Source organism: Salinimonas marina (genome assembly GCF_015644725.1).
Classification (GTDB): domain Bacteria; phylum Pseudomonadota; class Gammaproteobacteria; order Enterobacterales; family Alteromonadaceae; genus Alteromonas.
Window position 1 is genome coordinate 1,168,687 of sequence record NZ_CP064795.1, and the last position, 17,409, is coordinate 1,186,095.

At 52.7% G+C, this 17,409-nt stretch carries 22 protein-coding genes; all 22 read left to right on the forward strand.

Annotated features, from left to right (window positions below):
* Nucleotides 1–4 precede the first annotated feature (4 nt).
* Nucleotides 5–364: a capsid cement protein gene (locus IT774_RS05115; RefSeq protein WP_195811630.1), complete on the forward strand. Its 360-nt coding sequence runs from the start codon at nucleotides 5–7 to the stop codon at nucleotides 362–364.
* A 16-nt stretch (nucleotides 365–380) separates the two neighbouring features.
* A complete protein-coding gene (locus tag IT774_RS05120) occupies nucleotides 381–1,307 on the forward strand; it encodes a major capsid protein (protein WP_195811631.1) in 927 nt (308 codons plus the stop codon).
* A gap of 56 nt (nucleotides 1,308–1,363) precedes the next feature.
* The gene (locus IT774_RS05125; protein ID WP_195811632.1) at nucleotides 1,364–1,561 is read left to right on the forward strand and encodes a DUF7210 family protein; all 198 of its coding nucleotides are present in this window, start codon (nucleotides 1,364–1,366) and stop codon (nucleotides 1,559–1,561) included.
* A gap of 3 nt (nucleotides 1,562–1,564) precedes the next feature.
* Complete coding sequence (locus IT774_RS05130) at nucleotides 1,565–1,984, forward strand: gp436 family protein (RefSeq protein ID WP_195811633.1); 420 nt, start codon at nucleotides 1,565–1,567, stop codon at nucleotides 1,982–1,984.
* A 51-nt stretch (nucleotides 1,985–2,035) separates the two neighbouring features.
* Entirely contained in the window at nucleotides 2,036–2,506 is a 471-nt protein-coding gene (locus IT774_RS05135) for a phage virion morphogenesis protein (protein ID WP_195811634.1), read from the forward strand.
* Nucleotides 2,503–2,940, forward strand: a complete 438-nt coding sequence (locus IT774_RS05140; RefSeq protein ID WP_195811635.1) for a phage tail terminator protein — start codon at nucleotides 2,503–2,505, stop codon at nucleotides 2,938–2,940. The genes IT774_RS05135 and IT774_RS05140 overlap by 4 nt, the downstream gene beginning before the upstream one ends.
* 5 nt (nucleotides 2,941–2,945) lie before the next feature.
* A complete protein-coding gene (locus IT774_RS05145) occupies nucleotides 2,946–3,866 on the forward strand; it encodes a phage tail tube protein (RefSeq protein ID WP_195811636.1) in 921 nt (306 codons plus the stop codon).
* Nucleotides 3,867–3,876: 10 nt separating this feature from the next.
* The gene (locus tag IT774_RS05150) at nucleotides 3,877–4,209 is read left to right on the forward strand and encodes a hypothetical protein (RefSeq protein ID WP_195811637.1); all 333 of its coding nucleotides are present in this window, start codon (nucleotides 3,877–3,879) and stop codon (nucleotides 4,207–4,209) included.
* 146 nt (nucleotides 4,210–4,355) lie between these two features.
* Nucleotides 4,356–4,568, forward strand: a complete 213-nt coding sequence (locus IT774_RS05155) for a hypothetical protein (protein WP_195811638.1) — start codon at nucleotides 4,356–4,358, stop codon at nucleotides 4,566–4,568.
* Nucleotides 4,569–4,578: 10 nt separating this feature from the next.
* Nucleotides 4,579–6,795, forward strand: a complete 2,217-nt coding sequence (locus tag IT774_RS05160; RefSeq protein WP_195811639.1) for a hypothetical protein — start codon at nucleotides 4,579–4,581, stop codon at nucleotides 6,793–6,795.
* Entirely contained in the window at nucleotides 6,795–7,391 is a 597-nt protein-coding gene (locus IT774_RS05165) for a hypothetical protein (RefSeq protein ID WP_195811640.1), read from the forward strand. Before IT774_RS05160 ends, IT774_RS05165 begins: the two co-directional genes overlap by 1 nt.
* Complete coding sequence (locus IT774_RS05170; protein WP_195811641.1) at nucleotides 7,388–8,014, forward strand: hypothetical protein; 627 nt, start codon at nucleotides 7,388–7,390, stop codon at nucleotides 8,012–8,014. The genes IT774_RS05165 and IT774_RS05170 overlap by 4 nt, the downstream gene beginning before the upstream one ends.
* A 5-nt stretch (nucleotides 8,015–8,019) precedes the next feature.
* On the forward strand, nucleotides 8,020–8,421 hold the full coding sequence (locus IT774_RS05175; RefSeq protein WP_195811642.1) for a DUF6950 family protein: 402 nt from the start codon (nucleotides 8,020–8,022) through the stop codon (nucleotides 8,419–8,421).
* A gap of 4 nt (nucleotides 8,422–8,425) precedes the next feature.
* Nucleotides 8,426–9,121: a hypothetical protein gene (locus IT774_RS05180; RefSeq protein WP_195811643.1), complete on the forward strand. Its 696-nt coding sequence runs from the start codon at nucleotides 8,426–8,428 to the stop codon at nucleotides 9,119–9,121.
* The gene (locus IT774_RS05185) at nucleotides 9,004–13,464 is read left to right on the forward strand and encodes a phage tail protein (RefSeq protein ID WP_195811644.1); all 4,461 of its coding nucleotides are present in this window, start codon (nucleotides 9,004–9,006) and stop codon (nucleotides 13,462–13,464) included. Before IT774_RS05180 ends, IT774_RS05185 begins: the two co-directional genes overlap by 118 nt.
* An 18-nt stretch (nucleotides 13,465–13,482) precedes the next feature.
* The gene (locus tag IT774_RS05190; protein ID WP_195811645.1) at nucleotides 13,483–13,890 is read left to right on the forward strand and encodes a hypothetical protein; all 408 of its coding nucleotides are present in this window, start codon (nucleotides 13,483–13,485) and stop codon (nucleotides 13,888–13,890) included.
* An 84-nt stretch (nucleotides 13,891–13,974) separates the two neighbouring features.
* On the forward strand, nucleotides 13,975–14,274 hold the full coding sequence (locus tag IT774_RS05195; RefSeq protein ID WP_195811646.1) for a hypothetical protein: 300 nt from the start codon (nucleotides 13,975–13,977) through the stop codon (nucleotides 14,272–14,274).
* A gap of 3 nt (nucleotides 14,275–14,277) precedes the next feature.
* Nucleotides 14,278–14,862 (forward strand): hypothetical protein, encoded by a 585-nt coding sequence (locus tag IT774_RS05200; protein ID WP_195811647.1) that lies wholly within the window; start codon nucleotides 14,278–14,280, stop codon nucleotides 14,860–14,862.
* Nucleotides 14,863–15,029: 167 nt separating this feature from the next.
* Nucleotides 15,030–16,370 (forward strand): hypothetical protein, encoded by a 1,341-nt coding sequence (locus IT774_RS05205; protein WP_195811648.1) that lies wholly within the window; start codon nucleotides 15,030–15,032, stop codon nucleotides 16,368–16,370.
* Complete coding sequence (locus tag IT774_RS05210) at nucleotides 16,360–16,668, forward strand: hypothetical protein (protein WP_195811649.1); 309 nt, start codon at nucleotides 16,360–16,362, stop codon at nucleotides 16,666–16,668. The genes IT774_RS05205 and IT774_RS05210 overlap by 11 nt, the downstream gene beginning before the upstream one ends.
* Entirely contained in the window at nucleotides 16,665–17,006 is a 342-nt protein-coding gene (locus tag IT774_RS05215) for a phage tail fiber protein (RefSeq protein WP_195811650.1), read from the forward strand. The genes IT774_RS05210 and IT774_RS05215 overlap by 4 nt, the downstream gene beginning before the upstream one ends.
* Before the next feature lie 3 nt (nucleotides 17,007–17,009).
* Nucleotides 17,010–17,297, forward strand: coding sequence for a hypothetical protein (locus IT774_RS05220; RefSeq protein ID WP_195811651.1), 288 nt, complete (start codon nucleotides 17,010–17,012; stop codon nucleotides 17,295–17,297).
* The last annotated feature ends 112 nt before the right edge of the window (nucleotides 17,298–17,409 follow it).

Here is a 17,409-nt window from a genome sequence, read left to right on the forward strand (position 1 = left end):
ATTAATGAGCAATGCAGGACTGGTAAAAACCTTTATCGCCGCAACCGCAATCCCACGCTTTACCGTGGTTTGCACGTCCGCGGGTGATAACCAAGTGGAAATGGCCAACGCCGTTACCGATCCACTAATTGGCGTTTCAGTAGAACCAGCAGACGTTCCGGTGGGCGCCCGTGTTGATGTGGCTTTCAGCGGTATTGTGGAAGTTAAAGCCGGTGCAGCTATCGCCAAAATGGCATGGCTAACAGTGAATGCCCAGGGCGAGGTTGTTACCTCTGGCGTCGAATCTGACGAGCGGATCGGACGGGCGTTGCAAGCGGCAAATGCCGCGGGCGATATCATCGAAATTGAAATCATCAAACAATAATAAGAAGGTTAAGTAAATGACCCCATTTGTACCTGAATCACGCCTAACGGCTATTGCTATTGGTGTGAGAAACAGCGCTTTCATCGCTGACGAAGTAGCACCACGGGCAGACACTGGCGGTACCGCAGAATTTAAGTGGACCGAATACAACCCAGAAGAAACCTTTACCATTCCTAACACATTAGTCGGCCGCCGTTCGCGCACCAATGATGTGGAATTCACCGCGACCCAGAAAAATGACGCGGTAGAAGATTACGGCTTGTCTGATCTAATCCCATACGAAGACGTGATGAAAGCGCAAAACCACCCAGCCTTTGACCCAGAAGGTATGGCCACTTCCAAGCTGTCTGAACTGGTAGCCCTGGACCGTGAAAAGCGTGTTGCTGATCGCGTGATGAGTGCCGCCAACTACGCCAACAGCGAAGTAATCACCGCTGGCGATAAGTGGACCGCTTCAACGTCTAAACCGATTGCCCAAATCGTTGACGCCATGAATTCGATGTTAGTTACACCAAACATCATGGTACTGGGCCGCGCCGAAGCGTGGGCATTGCGTCAAAACCCGCAAATCATCAAAGCGTACAACGGCTCGCTAGGTGATGAAGGTTTGGTACCACTGAACTTTATCCGCGAATTATTCGGCCTGGAAAAAATCGTGGTCGGTGAAAGCAAGTTCAACGCAGCCCGCAAGGGGCAGCCTATGACCCTGACACAGTTATGGTCTGGCGGTGCTTCACTGATTTACCAAAAGCCAATGGCACAGCTACGCGATGATCTGACATTCATGCTTACAGCAGAGTGGGGCGGCAAAGTAGCAGCACGTCAAGAACTGGGCGCCGGCGAAGTCGGGATCCGTGGTGGTGTGCGTGTGACCGTGGGTGATTCTGTTAAGGAAGTGCTGATCAGCAAAGAAGCTGGTTTCTTCCTGCAGGGTGTTGTTTAAGCCATAGCCAGGGCGCACCCCGCGCCCTGATTTCCTTCACCCATTGAGATAAGACCATGCAAAAAGTAACGATTACCCGAGCGGTACGCATTGATAACAAGCGCCTGGAAGTAGGCGCCACTGTTGACGTATCAGCCGAAGTTTACAAAGACCTGGTGGCCGCTGATGCAATTGCACACGCAGACCAGGCAGAAGAAACCGTGGCCGCCGCCACAGTGAAAGTGGCAACCAAAAAGACCACTGCAAAAGGGTAATGCATGACATACGCAACCAGCCAGAATTTGATTGAGCGTTACGGCGTTTATGAATTGGAGCAAGTCGCACCGGGAGAGCTAGCCGGGTTAGTTGATGAAATCCGCGTTATCGCCGCCCTGGACGATGCCCACGCAGAGGTTAACAGCTACTTAGGTCAACGGTACGGTTTACCCATTCAAAACGTGCCAGCGGTGCTTACAGCGGCGGTTTGCGATATGGCCAGGTATTACTTGTACGCACACCAGGCAACAGACGAAGTAAAAGGACGTTATAACCAGCGTATAAGCTGGCTAAAAGACATTGCCAATAATAAAGCCAGCCTGGGTGCTGATGAAGCCGGCGCGGGTTCATCTTTAAAGGTTGCCGTAGTCGCAGGACGCGGCAGCCGCCTTTTTACCCGTGACACTTTAACGGGATTCTAACGCATGGCCACGCCGCCAATTAAGGTTATTGAGACTGATTACCAGAAGGTAATGAAAGCCATTAAAAACGTTAAGGCAGGGCCAGACTTTTATAAACGGGTGGGCAACCGCCTGTTAAACGATTTTCGCATGGGATTTAAGTTATCCCGAGCCCCAGACGGTAGCAGCTGGAAACCCCTATCACACCGACCAGGTAAACCCCTGGTGTTAACGGGCCGCCTACGGTCCAGCCTAACCATGAAAATGGTGGGCAATTCCGCGGTGGAAGTGGGCACCAATGTTAAATACGCCAAGCGCCACCAGTTTGGCGGCACCATGACCGTGACGGTTCCCGCCCATACCAAGTTGGTGAATAAAGCCTGGGGCAAGAAGCTTAAATACCCGGTTTGGGCCAACGTGAAAAGCCACAAGAAAACGGTAAACATTCATCCCCGCCCATTCATGGGTATCGAAGCCCCGCAAAAGCAGATGATTTACAACATTTACATGGCCTACCTGAAACAGCAGACGGGGAACAAATGAATTACTCAGATATTGAAAATCACCTGGCCACACTGACCCACAAGGGCCAAACCCTATTCCGCCAGGTCATTACTGCAGTGGACCAGGAAACCGTTATTGCTAATGGCCTGGTACGCCAGGATACCGCTTTTGTCGTGCCGATGAGCGAGCAAGGCAACGGCGAATTTATCTACACCACCGCCGCGGACCAAACCGTGGTGGTTGCGTTTGGGGTGATTGTGGCCGTGCGAGCGTTAAACGATCCCCTGGGGCGCAATGTAAACGAGCGCCTACAGACCATTTACCGGACGGTACGCCGCAACCTGATCGGATGGACGCCAGACCCCAGCACGGACGAAATCGCTTTTGTTGAAGGTGAATTAATCACCTTTGGCCAGGGCGGGGCATTCTGGATGGAAACCTACACAACCAGCTATCGAGAAACAACGGAGTAATACACATGAGCCGCCTTACAAGAAAAAAACTATTGGCCGCTGCAATAAACACCGGCGCTTATGGCGTGGATGCCATCGCAGCAGGGACAGCGCTTTACATGCGAACCAAGGGCCTGACAATCACCCCAATTGAAGGTGAAGACCTAGACCGCGAATTGGACACCCCGGACCTGGGGAACAGTAAGCGTTTGTTAGTGGGCAACCGGGTTAAAGTTACCGCTAGCGTGGAATGGACCGCGGCGGGCATTGCTGCAAACAAACCGGCGTACGATCCGGTATTAGTTGCCGGCGGTTGGAATGCTACAGCCAGCGCGGGCGGTGCCATCTATTCTAAGATCACGGACAACAGCGAAAAAGACGTAACCTTTTACGTTTACAAAGATGGTGCCTTACACAAAATCACCGGTGCCCGTGCAACCACTTCATTTAAGGCAGAAGTAAACCAGATCCCTACCATTGAAACCGAAATCACCGGTTTGTATGGCGGTATCGTATCGTCTGCCATGCCATCAAGCCCGGATTTCTCAGGCTTCCAGGAACCGTTAAAAGTCGGTTCGACCTACACCACGTTTAAAATCGGTAACACCGAATACAAAATGTTATCGCTGGAAATGTCCGATAACGTGGCCGTTTCCTATGACGAGAACACCAAGGAAGAACGGGTTTATATCACTGATTTTACCCCCGAAGGTAAGGTGGTGATTGAAGCGCCAAGCCTGGGCGAACTGGATCCATTCACGCAAGCCCTGAACCATACCGATTTGGCCATTACGCTGACCCATGGCACCACGGCCGGCAAAATCCTGGAATTGAAATTACCTAAAATCCAGCTGAAACGCCCGGCATACGACAGCAAAGACGGACGCGACACGTACAGCCTGGAATTCTGGGTTATCGGTTCTGATTACACCATGGCCACGAAGTAAGGGGATCCCCATGTTTAAGATGGTTAAAACAATCAACCGCCTGGAATGGCCGGTAAAGGTTCAGGTCCCCGCTGACGGTGGCAAGACCGATACCCACGAATTCACCGCGGTATTTAAACTGTTGCCCCAGGCTGAATACGACAAGTTGCTGAGAACGGCAGAAGACGACGCGGCGATGTTAGGCGAGTTGGTGCAAGGCTGGCACGGCCTGACGGATGAAGCCGGCGAAGAACTGGAATATTCCCTGGACGTGATCAAGGAGCTTTGCCAATACCCGTTTATCCGTACGGCCATTTTCCGCGCCTACGGTGAAGCAGCCAGCGGAGTAGCGTCAAAAAACTAATCAGCGCCGCCCGTTACTGGGCTAACGGGACCCCTATCAGCGCAGAAGATGAAAAGGAACTAAGGGCGGAATATGCCGCCTTTGGTTTCACCCCCGCCCAGATTGATGAATACCTGATTGATTCAACCCCTGACCACTTTGAAGTATTGGCCGAAAACTGGGCCGCCGTGGGGTGGTTCTTAGACGTAGACGATTTATTTGATGTGCATGGCCACTGGTTTAAGGGCCTGGATATCAAGGCGATTTACTACGATGCCCAGATGAGTGGGCGCAGTTACACCCCAGACGATTACGCGAAATTGCGGATCCTGGGCAAGACCGCAGCCGCCGAACTGAACAAGAAAAATAATAACAAATGAGGTTCACACCATGGCGTTTAATTTTCGCGTAATCTTTGGCGGTGACGCATCGAAACTTTCAGGCGAAGCCAAAAAAGCAGAAAGCAGCCTGGATAAATTGGGCGCATCAGCCAAACGGGCCGCGGGTTTCCTGGCTGCAGCGTATGGCGGACAACAAGCCGCCGCCAAGCTTGTGGACGTTACCAAGCGATACCAAAAGCTGGAAGCGCAACTATTAACCGCCACAGGCACGATGGAGCGCCAGCAAGCCGCGTTTGCCGTGCTAACTGACTATGCCAAAGCCACTGGCCAGGACGTGGGGGACGTAACCACCGCCTTTACCCGCCTGGTTAACCTGGGCCTGAATCCATCCAAAGAAGCGTTAACCGCCTATGGCAACGTTGCCGCCGCGACAGGCAAAAGCACCATTGATTTTGTGGAAGCGGTGGCCGATGCCGCAACCGGGGAATTTGAGCGTTTAAAAGAGTTTGGTATTAAGTCGAGCGCCGAAGGGGACAAAGTAACCTTTACCTTTCGGGGCGTGAAAACCACGATCCAAAACGATGCCGCCGCCATTGAAAGCTATCTACAGGCAATGGGCCAGAATGAATTTGGCAACGCCATGGCCAACCAGGCTAAAACCCTGGAAGCCCAAATAAACCGTACCGCCATATCATGGGACCAGTTCTGGTATTCCATCAGTGATGCCGGCGTGGGTGAAGCTATTACCAGCAGCTTAGGTGCCGCCCAGGTGGCCCTAGACGAATTAACCGCCATGATAAGCAGCGGCGAAATCCAGCAAGAATTATCCGCCTGGGTAAGTCAGTTTGATTATGTGGCCGATGCCTGGATCCAAGCCCTGGACTTTATAACCGAATACACAGGCATGTTTACCGATGCCATTTCGGATTCATCCAGTGAGTGGACCCAATCAATTATTGATGCGTTTCGTTATCTGCCAACCAACATTAAAACGTTTATCGAACTGGCAACGGTGGAGTTTGCCAGCCTGATAGACGTGGGCGCAGCCGTGGGCGGGGCCATTGTGAAAGTGGTGGCCGTAAAGTTGGCGCAGCTGGTCGAGAAAACCAAAATCTGGTCCAAGGAAATGGCCAGCGCCATGGTGTTTTGGTCAGACGAGGAATACAACGCCGATGCCGCCTATAAGGCAGCAGACCAAGCCGCGCAGCAAATGACCGATGCCTACTTTAAAGCAGCCGAGGACCAGATCGCCGCATCCCGCCAAGCCCGTATGGCCACCATTACCGACATTATGGACGCCAGGGACGTGAAGCTGGAAGCGTACGAACAGGAGAGCGCCAAGGCAGAAGAATTACGCCAAAAGTGGGAGTCGGTGCAAGCCGCCCGCAAACAGTTTGATTTGGGCGATGCCGGCGTTAAAAAGGATCCTGCAGCAAACGCCGGGGGCAGTGGGCCCAAAGTCACCGAATCAAACGTGGAGCAGTTACGCAGCGCATTACGTACCGAGCGTGAACAAATCCTGGCCCACCACAATGAACTGTCAATACTCAACCAGGGCGCGTATGACCAGAAGCTGATAGCCGAGGAAGAATATCAACGCAACAAGCAGCTGATCACCAACAGCTATAACGACCAAATACGCCAGCTGGAAGCAGCCCAAACCATGGGCACCCTGAACAACTACGGCATGTTATTTGGTGGCCTTGCTGATATGGCCAAGACCTTTGGCGGGGAGCAATCCACCGCGTTTAAGGCCATGTTTGCGGTATCCAAAGCTTTTAGCATTGCATCATCAATCATTGCCATTCAAAACGGTATTAGCCAAGCCATTTCCCTGGGCTTTCCACAAAACATTCCGGTAATTGCCACCACGGTTGCCCAGGGTGCCAGTGTGATGTCAACGCTTCGGGGTACCAACTTCCAGGGCCAGGCCCACGATGGTATCCGCCAGATACCAGGCAGCAATGAAGGTACCTGGATGCTGAAACGGGGTGAAACGGTGTTAAACCCCAAACAGGCAGACAACTTTGAATACATGGTGGACTACGCCAAGGGCGCCGGGAATGCACAAAACGCGGGTACAACTCAGGTAACGATCCAGAACAAAATAACGATAGATGCACGGGGCGCGAGCGAAGGTACCGAACAATCCATTAGTGATGTGATGGACGCCGCCACCCAGCGTATGCGTTTGGAGCTTGCCGATGATTTTGCAAACGGGGGCCCACTGTATAGACAGCTAAACAACCGAGGTATGGCCGCGTAATGTTTCTACACTTTCCCAGCACCACCCCCAGCCGTAGTGGGTTTCGGGTGGTGCCCATGGCACAGATTACCTATAACCCATTTAATAACGTTGAAACCGTTTATGAAGAACCCGGCGAGAAGTGGGAAGCGGATCTGGAATGGTTCTTTTTGACCCAGGCAGAGAGCCGGGATTTTAGAACGTTTCTAAACAAACACGTTAACTATGGCCGGTTTTACCTACGTGATTCAGCGCATGAAAACTTAGGATCCTGGGGCGGTACCATTCAGGTGGATGGTGCCAACCAGGACGGGCGAATCCTGGCTATCAAGAATGCCACCGCAAGCAAGGCCATTGCCCCAGCCGGGGACCGCTTCACCCTGGATGGTTTCTTGTATGAACTGACCGAGGACGCCACCGCCAACAGCAGCGGCAAAGCCACGCTGAAATTTACCCCAGAGCTACGAACCCGACCAGTAAGCGGTACCGCCCTGATTAAGTCAGACCCCTACGGTACATTTATGCTCAAAACCCCGGCTTCAATACCGACCTTTTCGCGTACCCGCCTGGGTGCGCGTGATATGTCCCTGTCCTTTGTAGAGGCTTTAAGGCCATGAGATTTTCCGACACCACTTTAACCACCATGCTTACGAATACGGATCCCAAGCGCCTGATTTATTTATTGCGCCTGGCATTTCCCAGCGGACCGATTCGGATCCATTCAGGCATCGGTGAGAAGACATACAACGGCGAAACATACCTGGGCGTGGGTAGCCTGGGCAGTATTTCCACACTGTCCGAAGATGGCAGCACGTCCGCCAAACGGCTTTCCCTGGGGATCCAGGTAGATGATTACGCCGCGTTTGCTGCAGCAATGAATGATAACCCCATAGGTTACGAGGGCGAATTGTTCCTGGCTTCACTGGATGAAAACCGGCGTATCAGCGCTACGGCTCTGCTTTTTGCTGGGGATATTGCAGACTACAACCTGAAAAAAGGTAAGCCCAATTTCATTTCCGTGGCGTTGTCTGACTGGTTTGAAACCTGGGGCCGCCCCGCGTTTGCCGCCAAGTACACAGACGCCAGCCAGCAAGCGTTACACCCAGGCGATGAGATTTTTAGCCAGGTAGACCAGCTGGCCCAGGGTATTGATGATTCCATCAGCGGGCGATATATCGGTAACGCCCGTATCGGCGGTGCTGGCCGTTCAGGCGGCGGCAACATGATGTTAAGGAGATAACCCAGGTGCGTAAAATAAACTGGGCCACGGCCTTAACACGCCTGATCCTGGACAACATGGACCGCCCCTTTGAATGGGGTAAATTCGATTGCTGTCTGTTTGCCGCGGATGCGGTGCAGCTGATAACCGGCCAGGACTACGCCGCCCCATTTCGCGGCACCTACACCACGCAGCTGGGGGCCGCCAGGTCTTTAAAACGTTACGGCGCCGGCACTATCCAAGCCACGTTAAACGCCCAACTAGGGCCACCCCATGAAGTGGGCTATTTGTCTGATGGTGATTTGTGCCTGGTAGAAACAGACCAGGGCGATACCGCCGCCATATTCCAATCAAACGCAATCTGGACACCAGGCCCAACGGGATTGCTACCTATCCACACCCCACCAAAAGCAGTTTGGAGATTATAAGAAGATGCCACCAGTAGCCATAGCAGTAGCGTCGGGGATCGTTGCCGGTATCACGGCTTCATCCGTGGTAATTGGTCTAGCCGTGGGGTTGGGTACCATTGCGTTAACTAATGCCATGAAGCCCGAGATCCCGAACCCTGGGGATGATGTGGAACGCGCCCAGTCACTTATCACCAGCGCCATTTCACCACGCCGGGGTATTTACGGTACCGTGGTGGTGGGCGGTACCCTGTTTGCCTATGGTAAGGCTAAAGACGGGTTCGGGGATGATGCCAAGCAATACCACGTTATGGGCGTGGCCCTGGCTGGGCATAAATGCGAATCGGCGGCCCTGTACGAAGTAAACGGCAAGCCGGCAAGCCTGGCCAATGCCACTAGCGGCTTTCACCTGGGCGGACAGACCACGGCCAATTCGCTATTAACCAGCACAATTACAGGCTTTGGGGCCAATCACATTGGCCATGGCATTACGTACGCTGCAGTAAAGGTACCTATTGACCCAGAAACTTTGGCCCAGGGTTTACGCAAAGTTACCTTTACCGTTAAGGGCCGCAAGGTATACGACCCCGCAAGGACACCACCATGGGTGGCAACGGTACCCAGCGAGCGGATACAGAATCAACCTGGGCCTGGTCAGATAACCCGATATTGTGCGCCCTGGATTACATGCGGTTTTTCGGTTACAAGCCGGTACCACTGAGCCGGTTTAATATCATTGAAATCATGCGCCAGGCGGAACGGTGTGATGAACTGGTGCCGTTCTTAGATGATGCCGGCGTTACTCAGTACGAAAAGCGGTACACCTGCAATGGCACGTTTGAATATGACGAAGGCGGGGCAGAGGTTTTACAGACGATATTAAACGCCTGTAGTGGTCGGGTTTACCGGGCGGGCGGTTTGGTTTCCCTGGTGGCCGGCGGCTATGCCGGGATCCCAACACTCACGCTTACCGAAAAAGACCTGGTGGGCCAGGTGACGTTCAGACCAAACCCGCCAACACGGGAGAAGTGCAACGCGGTACGGGGATCCTTTTGTTCACCGGATGCCGGTTACGCTATGTCGGAAAGCCCGATTGTAACGGTACCCGCCTATCAGGCAGAAGACGGTATTTACCTGGAATCAGAAGTAAAAATGCCGTTTACCACGTCAGTTACCGCCGCCCAACGGCTGCAAAAAAACTACCTGGAACGCAAGCGGGCCGCCTTTGTCATTGAAATGGAAGTGGGCGCCGTGGGCCTTATGCTTCACCCTGGCGCACCCGTTCGCGTGACCCTGGACAATGAGAATTTAAACCAGGTGTTTGTTGTCCAGGATTGGCGGTTTAACCCGGCTAAGAAGACCACCCAGTTAACGCTATTGGTGGATTATCCCGAAATCTGGACGGATAACATTTACCAGGCAGTGGCAAAACCCACGTTTGTAAAACCTGACAACAGCAAACCAGGCGATATTCTAGGGGCTACGTTCACCGGCACCCCGGATGATTCCTGGCGTATTGGTGTACTGACGATTGAGTCAGAAAGCCCCGCGCAGCTGGCCACCTATACCGTACAGCTGGCCAGTGCGTCTGGTACCACCCGGTACAATATTAAGTTAAACGGCAACACCAATGAGATTAACTTACAAGGACTGGCAACCGGATCCTATGGTGCGTACATCAAAGCCCGCGGCATCAATGGCCGATGGTCCAATGAGAAGTTTGTAACCTTTACCGTTACCGATGTGTTTAACGTGGGCGCCGGCGTAACGATTACCGATAACGGCAACGGCACATTTACCGTAAACAACGGCGCCAGCCAGGTAACGTTCTATGACAAAACCGGCCAGCCGATCCCAACCATTACCGACAATGGCAATGGTACCTATACCATCAACAACAACGCCGGTGACGTGGTGACGGTTTACGATGGCGCGGACGGTTACACGCCCCAGAAGAATACCGATTACTTTGATGGTACAGACGGGGCTTACGTTTCAACCATCTTTAAAGTGGTTACGTCTGGCGGGGCACCAGCAGCGCCCACAGGCGGAAGCTTTAACGGTACCACTGAAACGGTACCCACGGGCTGGACCGACAAAAGCACGTACATGGGCGTGGGCATCGAATACAAATCCACGGTCCGCTATTACAAGACCAGCGCCAGTTCAAACTATACAAAATCGGCCTGGTCTACCCCGGCCATTGCCACCCAGATTGGTGTTGATGGTGAAGACGGGCTGAATATCTTCCTATCCAACGAAAACACCAGCATACCCACAGATATGTATGGGGACGGGGGCGCGTATCCTTACCGCAGCACGGTAAAAGTGCTTCGCGGCGGTAACGATGAAACCAGCCAATGGACCATTATCAGAAGCGCCACCACAGGTATAACCACGACCCTGGACAGCGGCGTAATATCCGTAACGGCAATGAGTATTGATGAAGGGATCGTAACTGTTACCGCGACCAGGAGCGGGTACACCAGCCTGGTAAAAGAGTGGAACATCAGCAAGGCAAAACGCGGGGAAGAAGGATTAACCCCTGGTGATATCGCCGGCAAAAAGGGCCAAATGTGGGGGTTTAGTTCTGGCTTGCAGGGCTGGACACTTTACAACTATTCGGCTTATTCGGCGGGCACTGCAAAGGTTACGTTTGTGGCCACCACAGACGATCCGTACATGCAAAGCCCCGTTATCAGTGTGCCAGGCGCAACCAGCTATGCAATCAGGGTTCGGGTTCGTTGCCAAAGCCCTAGCCACAATACCAGCGTGGCCATTTACTGGCAGACCACGGCCCGTAAATCCTTTACAGAAAGTTATAAAATGTCTAGGTCCCACCGCTACAAGCAAGGCGAATGGACCTACCTTGTATTTGATCTACGGGACGCGGACCAGGCAGACGATTGGTTAAACGGCACGGTATACAAGATCCGGTTAGACTTTGCTAACAGTGGCGCCACGGGCAAGCAATACCAAATTGATGGTGTGGTGATCGGGTTCTTTGGTTCAGCAGACCAAACAGATTACAGTGATAACGCGATTGCCAACACCGCGGTAACAATCAACAGCAATGGTACCCTAATGGGCGCGGGCGGTGGCCAGGCTACACTTGGCGGCCTGGGTTTCAGTGGTGACACTAACGCCCGGTACCTATCGGACTTTTACCTGGATGGGCGATCGGATACGCGGGTAACATCATTGCGGCCAGAAGCAGGTTGGCGCAATAACCAAATCAGTATCGGATCCAATGGCCTGTTGGCCAATGCCGGCGGCGGCCAGGTTAGCTTATCGGGCATTGGGTTTAGTGGGGATTCTAACGCCAGGTATTTATCGGACGTTTATCTGGATGGCCGATCTGATGGGCGGGTGTCTTCATTACGGCCTGATACAACATATAAAAACAGTAGAATTACTATCGGTTCCAACGGCTTATTAGCTAACGCCGGCGGTGGCCAGGTCAGTTTATCCGGTATTGGCTTTAGTGGTGATTCAAATGCCAGGTACATATCTGATGCAACCATAGACGGGCGGGCCAATAACCGTGTAACCGCGTTGCGCCCTGATACGACCTATAAAAACAGCCAGATTACCATTAGTTCAAACGGTAACATTAACAACGCCGGAGGCGGTTCTGTGAGCCTGGGCGGCCTGGGATTCACCGGCGATACCAACGCCAGGTACATTTCTGATTCGACCATAGACGGGCGGGCCAACAACCGCATTACATCAATGCGCCCGGACGATGATTACCGTAATTTCAGTGGTGGTGGCTTAAACTTCCTACCGCCCCAGTATTACGATCCACCAAGTGGTGTGCCATTGGGTACGTCTTCAAGAATGACCACCGGCATTACCGGCTATAAGTACGGCGGGTTTGGTGGGGGCAACCACGTTTCATTGGTGGCCACGGGCGCAGATGCATACGTTTATTTTGCTAAAAGTAGCACCGATTACAATATGCAGATCGACCCCTGCAAACGCTATATTGTAAGCGCCCTGGTTAAGAACAATTCCGATTACGCCGCGTTTGATTGTGCGTTTTACATCAAGACCAGCGCCGGCAACCATTACGCGGGTACCTGGAAATCACCAGGCGCCCAATCGTATGGCCGCGTGTGGACTTCAATTCAAATCAGCAGCAGCGACCAGTCAACCACAGCCTGTTTACGGATTGATATCGACACGGGCGCGGGCCGGGCCCTGGTCATTTCAGATTTGATGGTGGAGCTGGCAACCGAGAACGGCAACGATTACCCCAGCCCGTACGTACCGCCGTTAACTACCGGACGCCTGATACAGCAACGATTATTGCCCATGGTGAATACCGCCGGGGCATCGGCGGCTATTGACGATAACCCCCTATCGGCCAGTGATAACGGTACATCGGCAAAAATCTCAGTTGCCGCGCACACCATTTACATGGCCGAGGATGATATTTCTTACAATTCGGGATCAATTACCGGGTTGTCATTTACCACCACGTATTACGTTTATTGCGATGATCCCTTTTACCTGGGTGGCAGCGTGTCCTATAAGCAGGTTACAGCATCCGGTTTTAATAACATTGTTCGTTCCACGGGCCGCCGTTATATCGGCTCTATACGCACCCCGTCTGATGGTGGTGGCACGACAACCCCGCCAATTAACGAATGCCCCCATGCTGATGTTTGGCTAACTGACACGCTACAGGCCAGGGACGTAAAAGTGGGTGATGTGATAGACGGTATCACCGCCAACCGCGGCCACAAAGCCACAGTTACCGCCGTTTCCCATCATATCCAGGACGTTGTAAAAATCACCACCGAAAGTGGCCACAGTAAAACCGTTTCCTGTTTTACCCCTATTGACCGCGAAGACGGTTCGACATACTCAGCCATCAACGCCATGGGCGAAGTTATTCAGGTGGAGATTGACGGGCAGCTGTCATGGTCCCCGGTAAAAGATTTGGTGCTAATTCCAGAACAGCCAGTGGTACGTCTGAGCCTGGGCGGGATCTCGTTCCTGGGCGGCGATGATAAAAACAAACGCATGGTGACGCATAACGCCATGCAGAAGAAATAACAGCAGAGAGCCAGACCAATGAGTGAATTATTGTATTTTCCTTTGACTCAAGAACAAGCCCCGTGGAAAACGGCCATAGACCGGGTTTTTGAAATCGAAGCGGGCCGCCATACCGGGAAGGTTATCCGCGTTAGCCTGGCGCAGTTTGAAGAAGATTTGAACCAGGACGGGACGATAGACCAGATAAACGTTAAAGCCACTTCATCCATTGTGGACCGCACCACCGGCGAACCACTCATGGTAGGCGCAAAGCCAGTTAAAACCGTGGGCAAAGTTGAAAGCCTGGCCACGTCCGCACTGGCAGAGGGCACCGAAACCATGACCGGGTTTCTTGCCGAATGTGCAGACGAGGCCATTTTCCGGGTAATTAGACTGGAAGGGCAACTGATATCTTTGGCAGAAATTCCGACCATCCAACAGGGGTAAATATTGATGGAATTATTACGCGGCTCTTTAGTGCTTCAAAACGGTTTAAAGATGGATGATTGCGTGGTGTACGTGGAATCTGTCATGGATTCATCGCGTACGGAACTAACCGTGGACGCGCAACTGGTGAACGACAACGGCGAAGAACGTATGGAGCGTAAACGCCGCATGGTGGGTGGTGCCCGTGATTGCTCTTACTCAGCGTGTGTATTTGCCAGCGTTGAACACTTTAACAATGGCAGCCCCATGATTTGCTATATCCCCGAGGGGCGCAGCTTTTATATGCGGATGAGTCCCCCGGCAGAGATTGCCGGCGATGAACTGATCCTGGCCGCTTACGAAGATTTGCGGATCCGGTTCCCTGAACTTGTGCCAGTGGTATAAGCGATGATGAAACTAGCAGAGTTTGCCACGCTCGAAGACGCCAAGCTTTACCAGGCACCACGCGAACGCATGATATCGCACGATATGGTTGTTACCTTCTTAACTAAGCATGATTGCGTAACCACGCTGCAAAGTTCAACCGACGAAAAAGCAAAAGGTTTTTACCTGGCGGTGCTATCGGGCGTGGAAGAATTCAATTTAATGAATTCCCACCCAGTGGGATTGCTGCAACAGGGCTTGCTTTCGTTGCTGGTATCGGTGGGCGCAGTTAACCAGGCATTTGCTGATGAATGCATCAATTACAGCAATACCACCTATTTGCCCTACGAAAACGCCACGCTGTACGACTTCCTGAAAGCAACCGGGACGTGCCCAGTTAAGAAGGTGCCCGTTAGTAAAGGGTGGCTACAAGTCACGACCACGGCGGTTACAGAGCCACACCGGCCCCAGGTGTACGTTGAATTTGAAACCGTAAAACAGCGTGTAGCGGGCTTTGATGTAATCAGCGCGGCGGGTACATACGTTGCCCAGGTACCCCGTGACTATGCCACTTTGCTGGTTGATGATCCTTACGGGGTGATTCAATAGTGGCGTATTACCTTTCATTCCCAAACCAACAAGTCGATCTTACAAGTCGGGTTGACGTTGCTTCAAATGACGACTTTGAATTAAACGTTGATTTCTTTTTCAGGTCGAACCATAGCAATGGGTGGAAGAACACGTTTTTTAACTACAGCGGCACTAACGGCCACCAAATGTGGATGCGTCAAAACTATATTTCGGCGGCGGGCGGGGGCGTATCCTTCAGCCCTAACCTACCAACGGGGGAATGGCTCAAAATCCGAATGGTGCGCGTTTCTGGTGTTTTTGAAGCCTTTGTGGATCAAGGTCTGGGCTTTGTAAGCAAAGGCACAACCAGCCATACCCGAAGCTTTACCATTGACCAGATCGGGCGGTACGACAGTAACACCCAATCTAACTTTGATATAAAAAGCCTTTCGTTAACCGTAAACGGCATACCGACATTAAGCTTTAACCCGAGCTTATCAAACGGTACTGGCACGATATTACACGAAGAAGTAAGCGGCAATCATGGCACGTTGATTGGGTTCCCGTCCGATAACAGCCAGTGGGTTTATTACGAAGACCTGGCAGCGGGCCCGGAAGAATACGCCGGGGCGTTGCTGGCAACCGGGGCGGCTTTCCCTGGTACGCAAGGCAGCAAAATCGCCCTGGCCCTGGCCATTTCACACGCTATCAGCGCCTATTATACCGACGCAACCAAAACCACCGGGGGCGATGGATTCGCCGTTGGAGTAGGGAACACAGCAACCGCAGGGCGTAAAGCCAGCGAAGCTACCGCCACCGCACCAGCCCAGGCAATGGCCACGGCACCAGGTACAAAAACAGGTACCGCTACGCTGGCCACCCCCGCCCAGGGTTCGGTCACTGGCCCAGGCACCAAGACGGGGACCGCCAAACTGGTAACACCAGCCCAGGGCATGGCCACGGCACCAGGAACGAAAACGGGTAACGCCACCATGGCCACGTTTGCCCAGGGCACGACCACTGGACCAGGCACAAAAACCACCACCGCCAGCCTGGGCGTTTTGAGCTATTCCACGACCTGGCACCCAGGCCAAAAAAGCACAGGCGGCCCAGGCAATGCCAGCGCTTATGCCGTTACCACGTTCACCGCGTCCAGTATTGAAATTCACCTGGGCGCCCTGGCTGTTAATGGCGTGGTCGTGACCAACGCAAGCGCCACCAAGCAATCTACCAATACCCTGCAAACAATTAGCCTGGGACAAACCACGCTGCTATCCACCAAGCAAATGGACGGGATCCTGGCTGGTATCAGCCTGGGGGGCTTCACCTATACCGCCCGAAAAGATGCGACCGGATCACGGGTAGCGGCGGCCAAAGCGTTGTTGTCTTATAAGGCGTACAGCGATGCGGTACCGCTGGCGTACCAGGCATACCGATTTGCTGGCCAAGCAGTGTTTACCAGGATCCTGGCCATGTTACCTGGTGCTGAACGATTTAACGCCCAGCCACCCATTACAAGAATAAACGGGGTTTTAAATGTTATTTAGAAATGACCATAACCTGATTGAAGTGCCGGTAATGGATAGCCGGGGGACGCCAACCGATGCCGCCATATTCAGCCAGGCGGCCTATACCATTTTTGAAGCCGGCACGATGAAGCCTTTGTACGAAGCCACCCTATTAAATGGGATCACGGTAGAAGACGGGGAATTTAGGATCCGCACACCTGCCATTGATTACGTGGGCCAAACATTCCACGAAATGCGCGTGGCTGATGTGGCCGGCAACCAATCCACCATTTTACAAACCACCACAATAATGAAAACAACGAGGGTTTCCTTATGATTTTTACCAATGCTGGCAAAGCCATTATGCTGGATGCTATCAGCAACGTTACCGCGTCATTGCATACCGCGGATCCTGGTGCAGCTGGAACACTTAACGAAGTATCGGGCGGCGGGTATGCTCGCAAGGGTATTACCTTTGCTGCAGCAACATCGGGCAACCGTAACGCCACCACGTTACCCACCTTTGACGTACCAGCCGGCACGACCATAACCCATGCCGCGTTTTGGTCTGGTACCACCTTTATTGCCACGGGTACCCTGGCGATTCCAGAAGCATACGGCGGTAATGGTAAATACACGCTGACCGATGCAGATTTGACGTTGCTGGATTCGTAATGTATGACCGCTGACAACGTGCAAACCTTCCTTGCTACAAATGGTTTTAGTTTATCGTATGAATTTGATTCGGTACCCGTGCGTGTTCACGACCAGAACGGCCACGAAGTATTCCGGTTTTTGTTGTCCGGTGGCTTAACAGGGGAATCGGTGATCAAGTTGGCCAGCGGTGAATATAATCCGGACGTGGCAAAAGCGGCCAGGGAACTAGCCCAACATCTGGGTGTCAAATCGGCCAAGTGGGAACGGCGAAAGCCAAACCGAAAACACCAGGCGCGATACCAGGGATAATTAATTAATCGACAGGGCGAATTCACCGCCCTGTTTTTGTTTGTGCCTTTTCTATATAATCATGCCATTACTCATTGGGTATGCGAATCCGCGCAGTCCAACGAATTACAAT

Bases quoted from the DNA above. Each gene is read 5' to 3' on its own strand.
- IT774_RS05140 (WP_195811635.1), top strand. From the start codon at position 2,503: ATGAATTACTCAGATATTGAAAATCACCTGGCCACACTGACCCACAAG.
- IT774_RS05115 (WP_195811630.1), top strand. From the start codon at position 5: ATGAGCAATGCAGGACTGGTAAAAACCTTTATCGCCGCAACCGCAATC.
- IT774_RS05215 (WP_195811650.1), top strand. From the start codon at position 16,665: ATGATTTTTACCAATGCTGGCAAAGCCATTATGCTGGATGCTATCAGC.
- IT774_RS05210 (WP_195811649.1), top strand. From the start codon at position 16,360: ATGTTATTTAGAAATGACCATAACCTGATTGAAGTGCCGGTAATGGAT.
- IT774_RS05165 (WP_195811640.1), top strand. From the start codon at position 6,795: ATGTTTCTACACTTTCCCAGCACCACCCCCAGCCGTAGTGGGTTTCGG.
- IT774_RS05120 (WP_195811631.1), top strand. From the start codon at position 381: ATGACCCCATTTGTACCTGAATCACGCCTAACGGCTATTGCTATTGGT.
- IT774_RS05205 (WP_195811648.1), top strand. From the start codon at position 15,030: ATGTGGATGCGTCAAAACTATATTTCGGCGGCGGGCGGGGGCGTATCC.
- IT774_RS05130 (WP_195811633.1), top strand. From the start codon at position 1,565: ATGACATACGCAACCAGCCAGAATTTGATTGAGCGTTACGGCGTTTAT.
- IT774_RS05180 (WP_195811643.1), top strand. From the start codon at position 8,426: ATGCCACCAGTAGCCATAGCAGTAGCGTCGGGGATCGTTGCCGGTATC.
- IT774_RS05190 (WP_195811645.1), top strand. From the start codon at position 13,483: ATGAGTGAATTATTGTATTTTCCTTTGACTCAAGAACAAGCCCCGTGG.
- IT774_RS05185 (WP_195811644.1), top strand. From the start codon at position 9,004: ATGGGTGGCAACGGTACCCAGCGAGCGGATACAGAATCAACCTGGGCC.
- IT774_RS05125 (WP_195811632.1), top strand. From the start codon at position 1,364: ATGCAAAAAGTAACGATTACCCGAGCGGTACGCATTGATAACAAGCGC.
- IT774_RS05160 (WP_195811639.1), top strand. From the start codon at position 4,579: ATGGCGTTTAATTTTCGCGTAATCTTTGGCGGTGACGCATCGAAACTT.
- IT774_RS05200 (WP_195811647.1), top strand. From the start codon at position 14,278: ATGATGAAACTAGCAGAGTTTGCCACGCTCGAAGACGCCAAGCTTTAC.
- IT774_RS05145 (WP_195811636.1), top strand. From the start codon at position 2,946: ATGAGCCGCCTTACAAGAAAAAAACTATTGGCCGCTGCAATAAACACC.
- IT774_RS05170 (WP_195811641.1), top strand. From the start codon at position 7,388: ATGAGATTTTCCGACACCACTTTAACCACCATGCTTACGAATACGGAT.
- IT774_RS05195 (WP_195811646.1), top strand. From the start codon at position 13,975: ATGGATTCATCGCGTACGGAACTAACCGTGGACGCGCAACTGGTGAAC.
- IT774_RS05150 (WP_195811637.1), top strand. From the start codon at position 3,877: ATGTTTAAGATGGTTAAAACAATCAACCGCCTGGAATGGCCGGTAAAG.
- IT774_RS05220 (WP_195811651.1), top strand. From the start codon at position 17,010: ATGACCGCTGACAACGTGCAAACCTTCCTTGCTACAAATGGTTTTAGT.
- IT774_RS05135 (WP_195811634.1), top strand. From the start codon at position 2,036: ATGAAAGCCATTAAAAACGTTAAGGCAGGGCCAGACTTTTATAAACGG.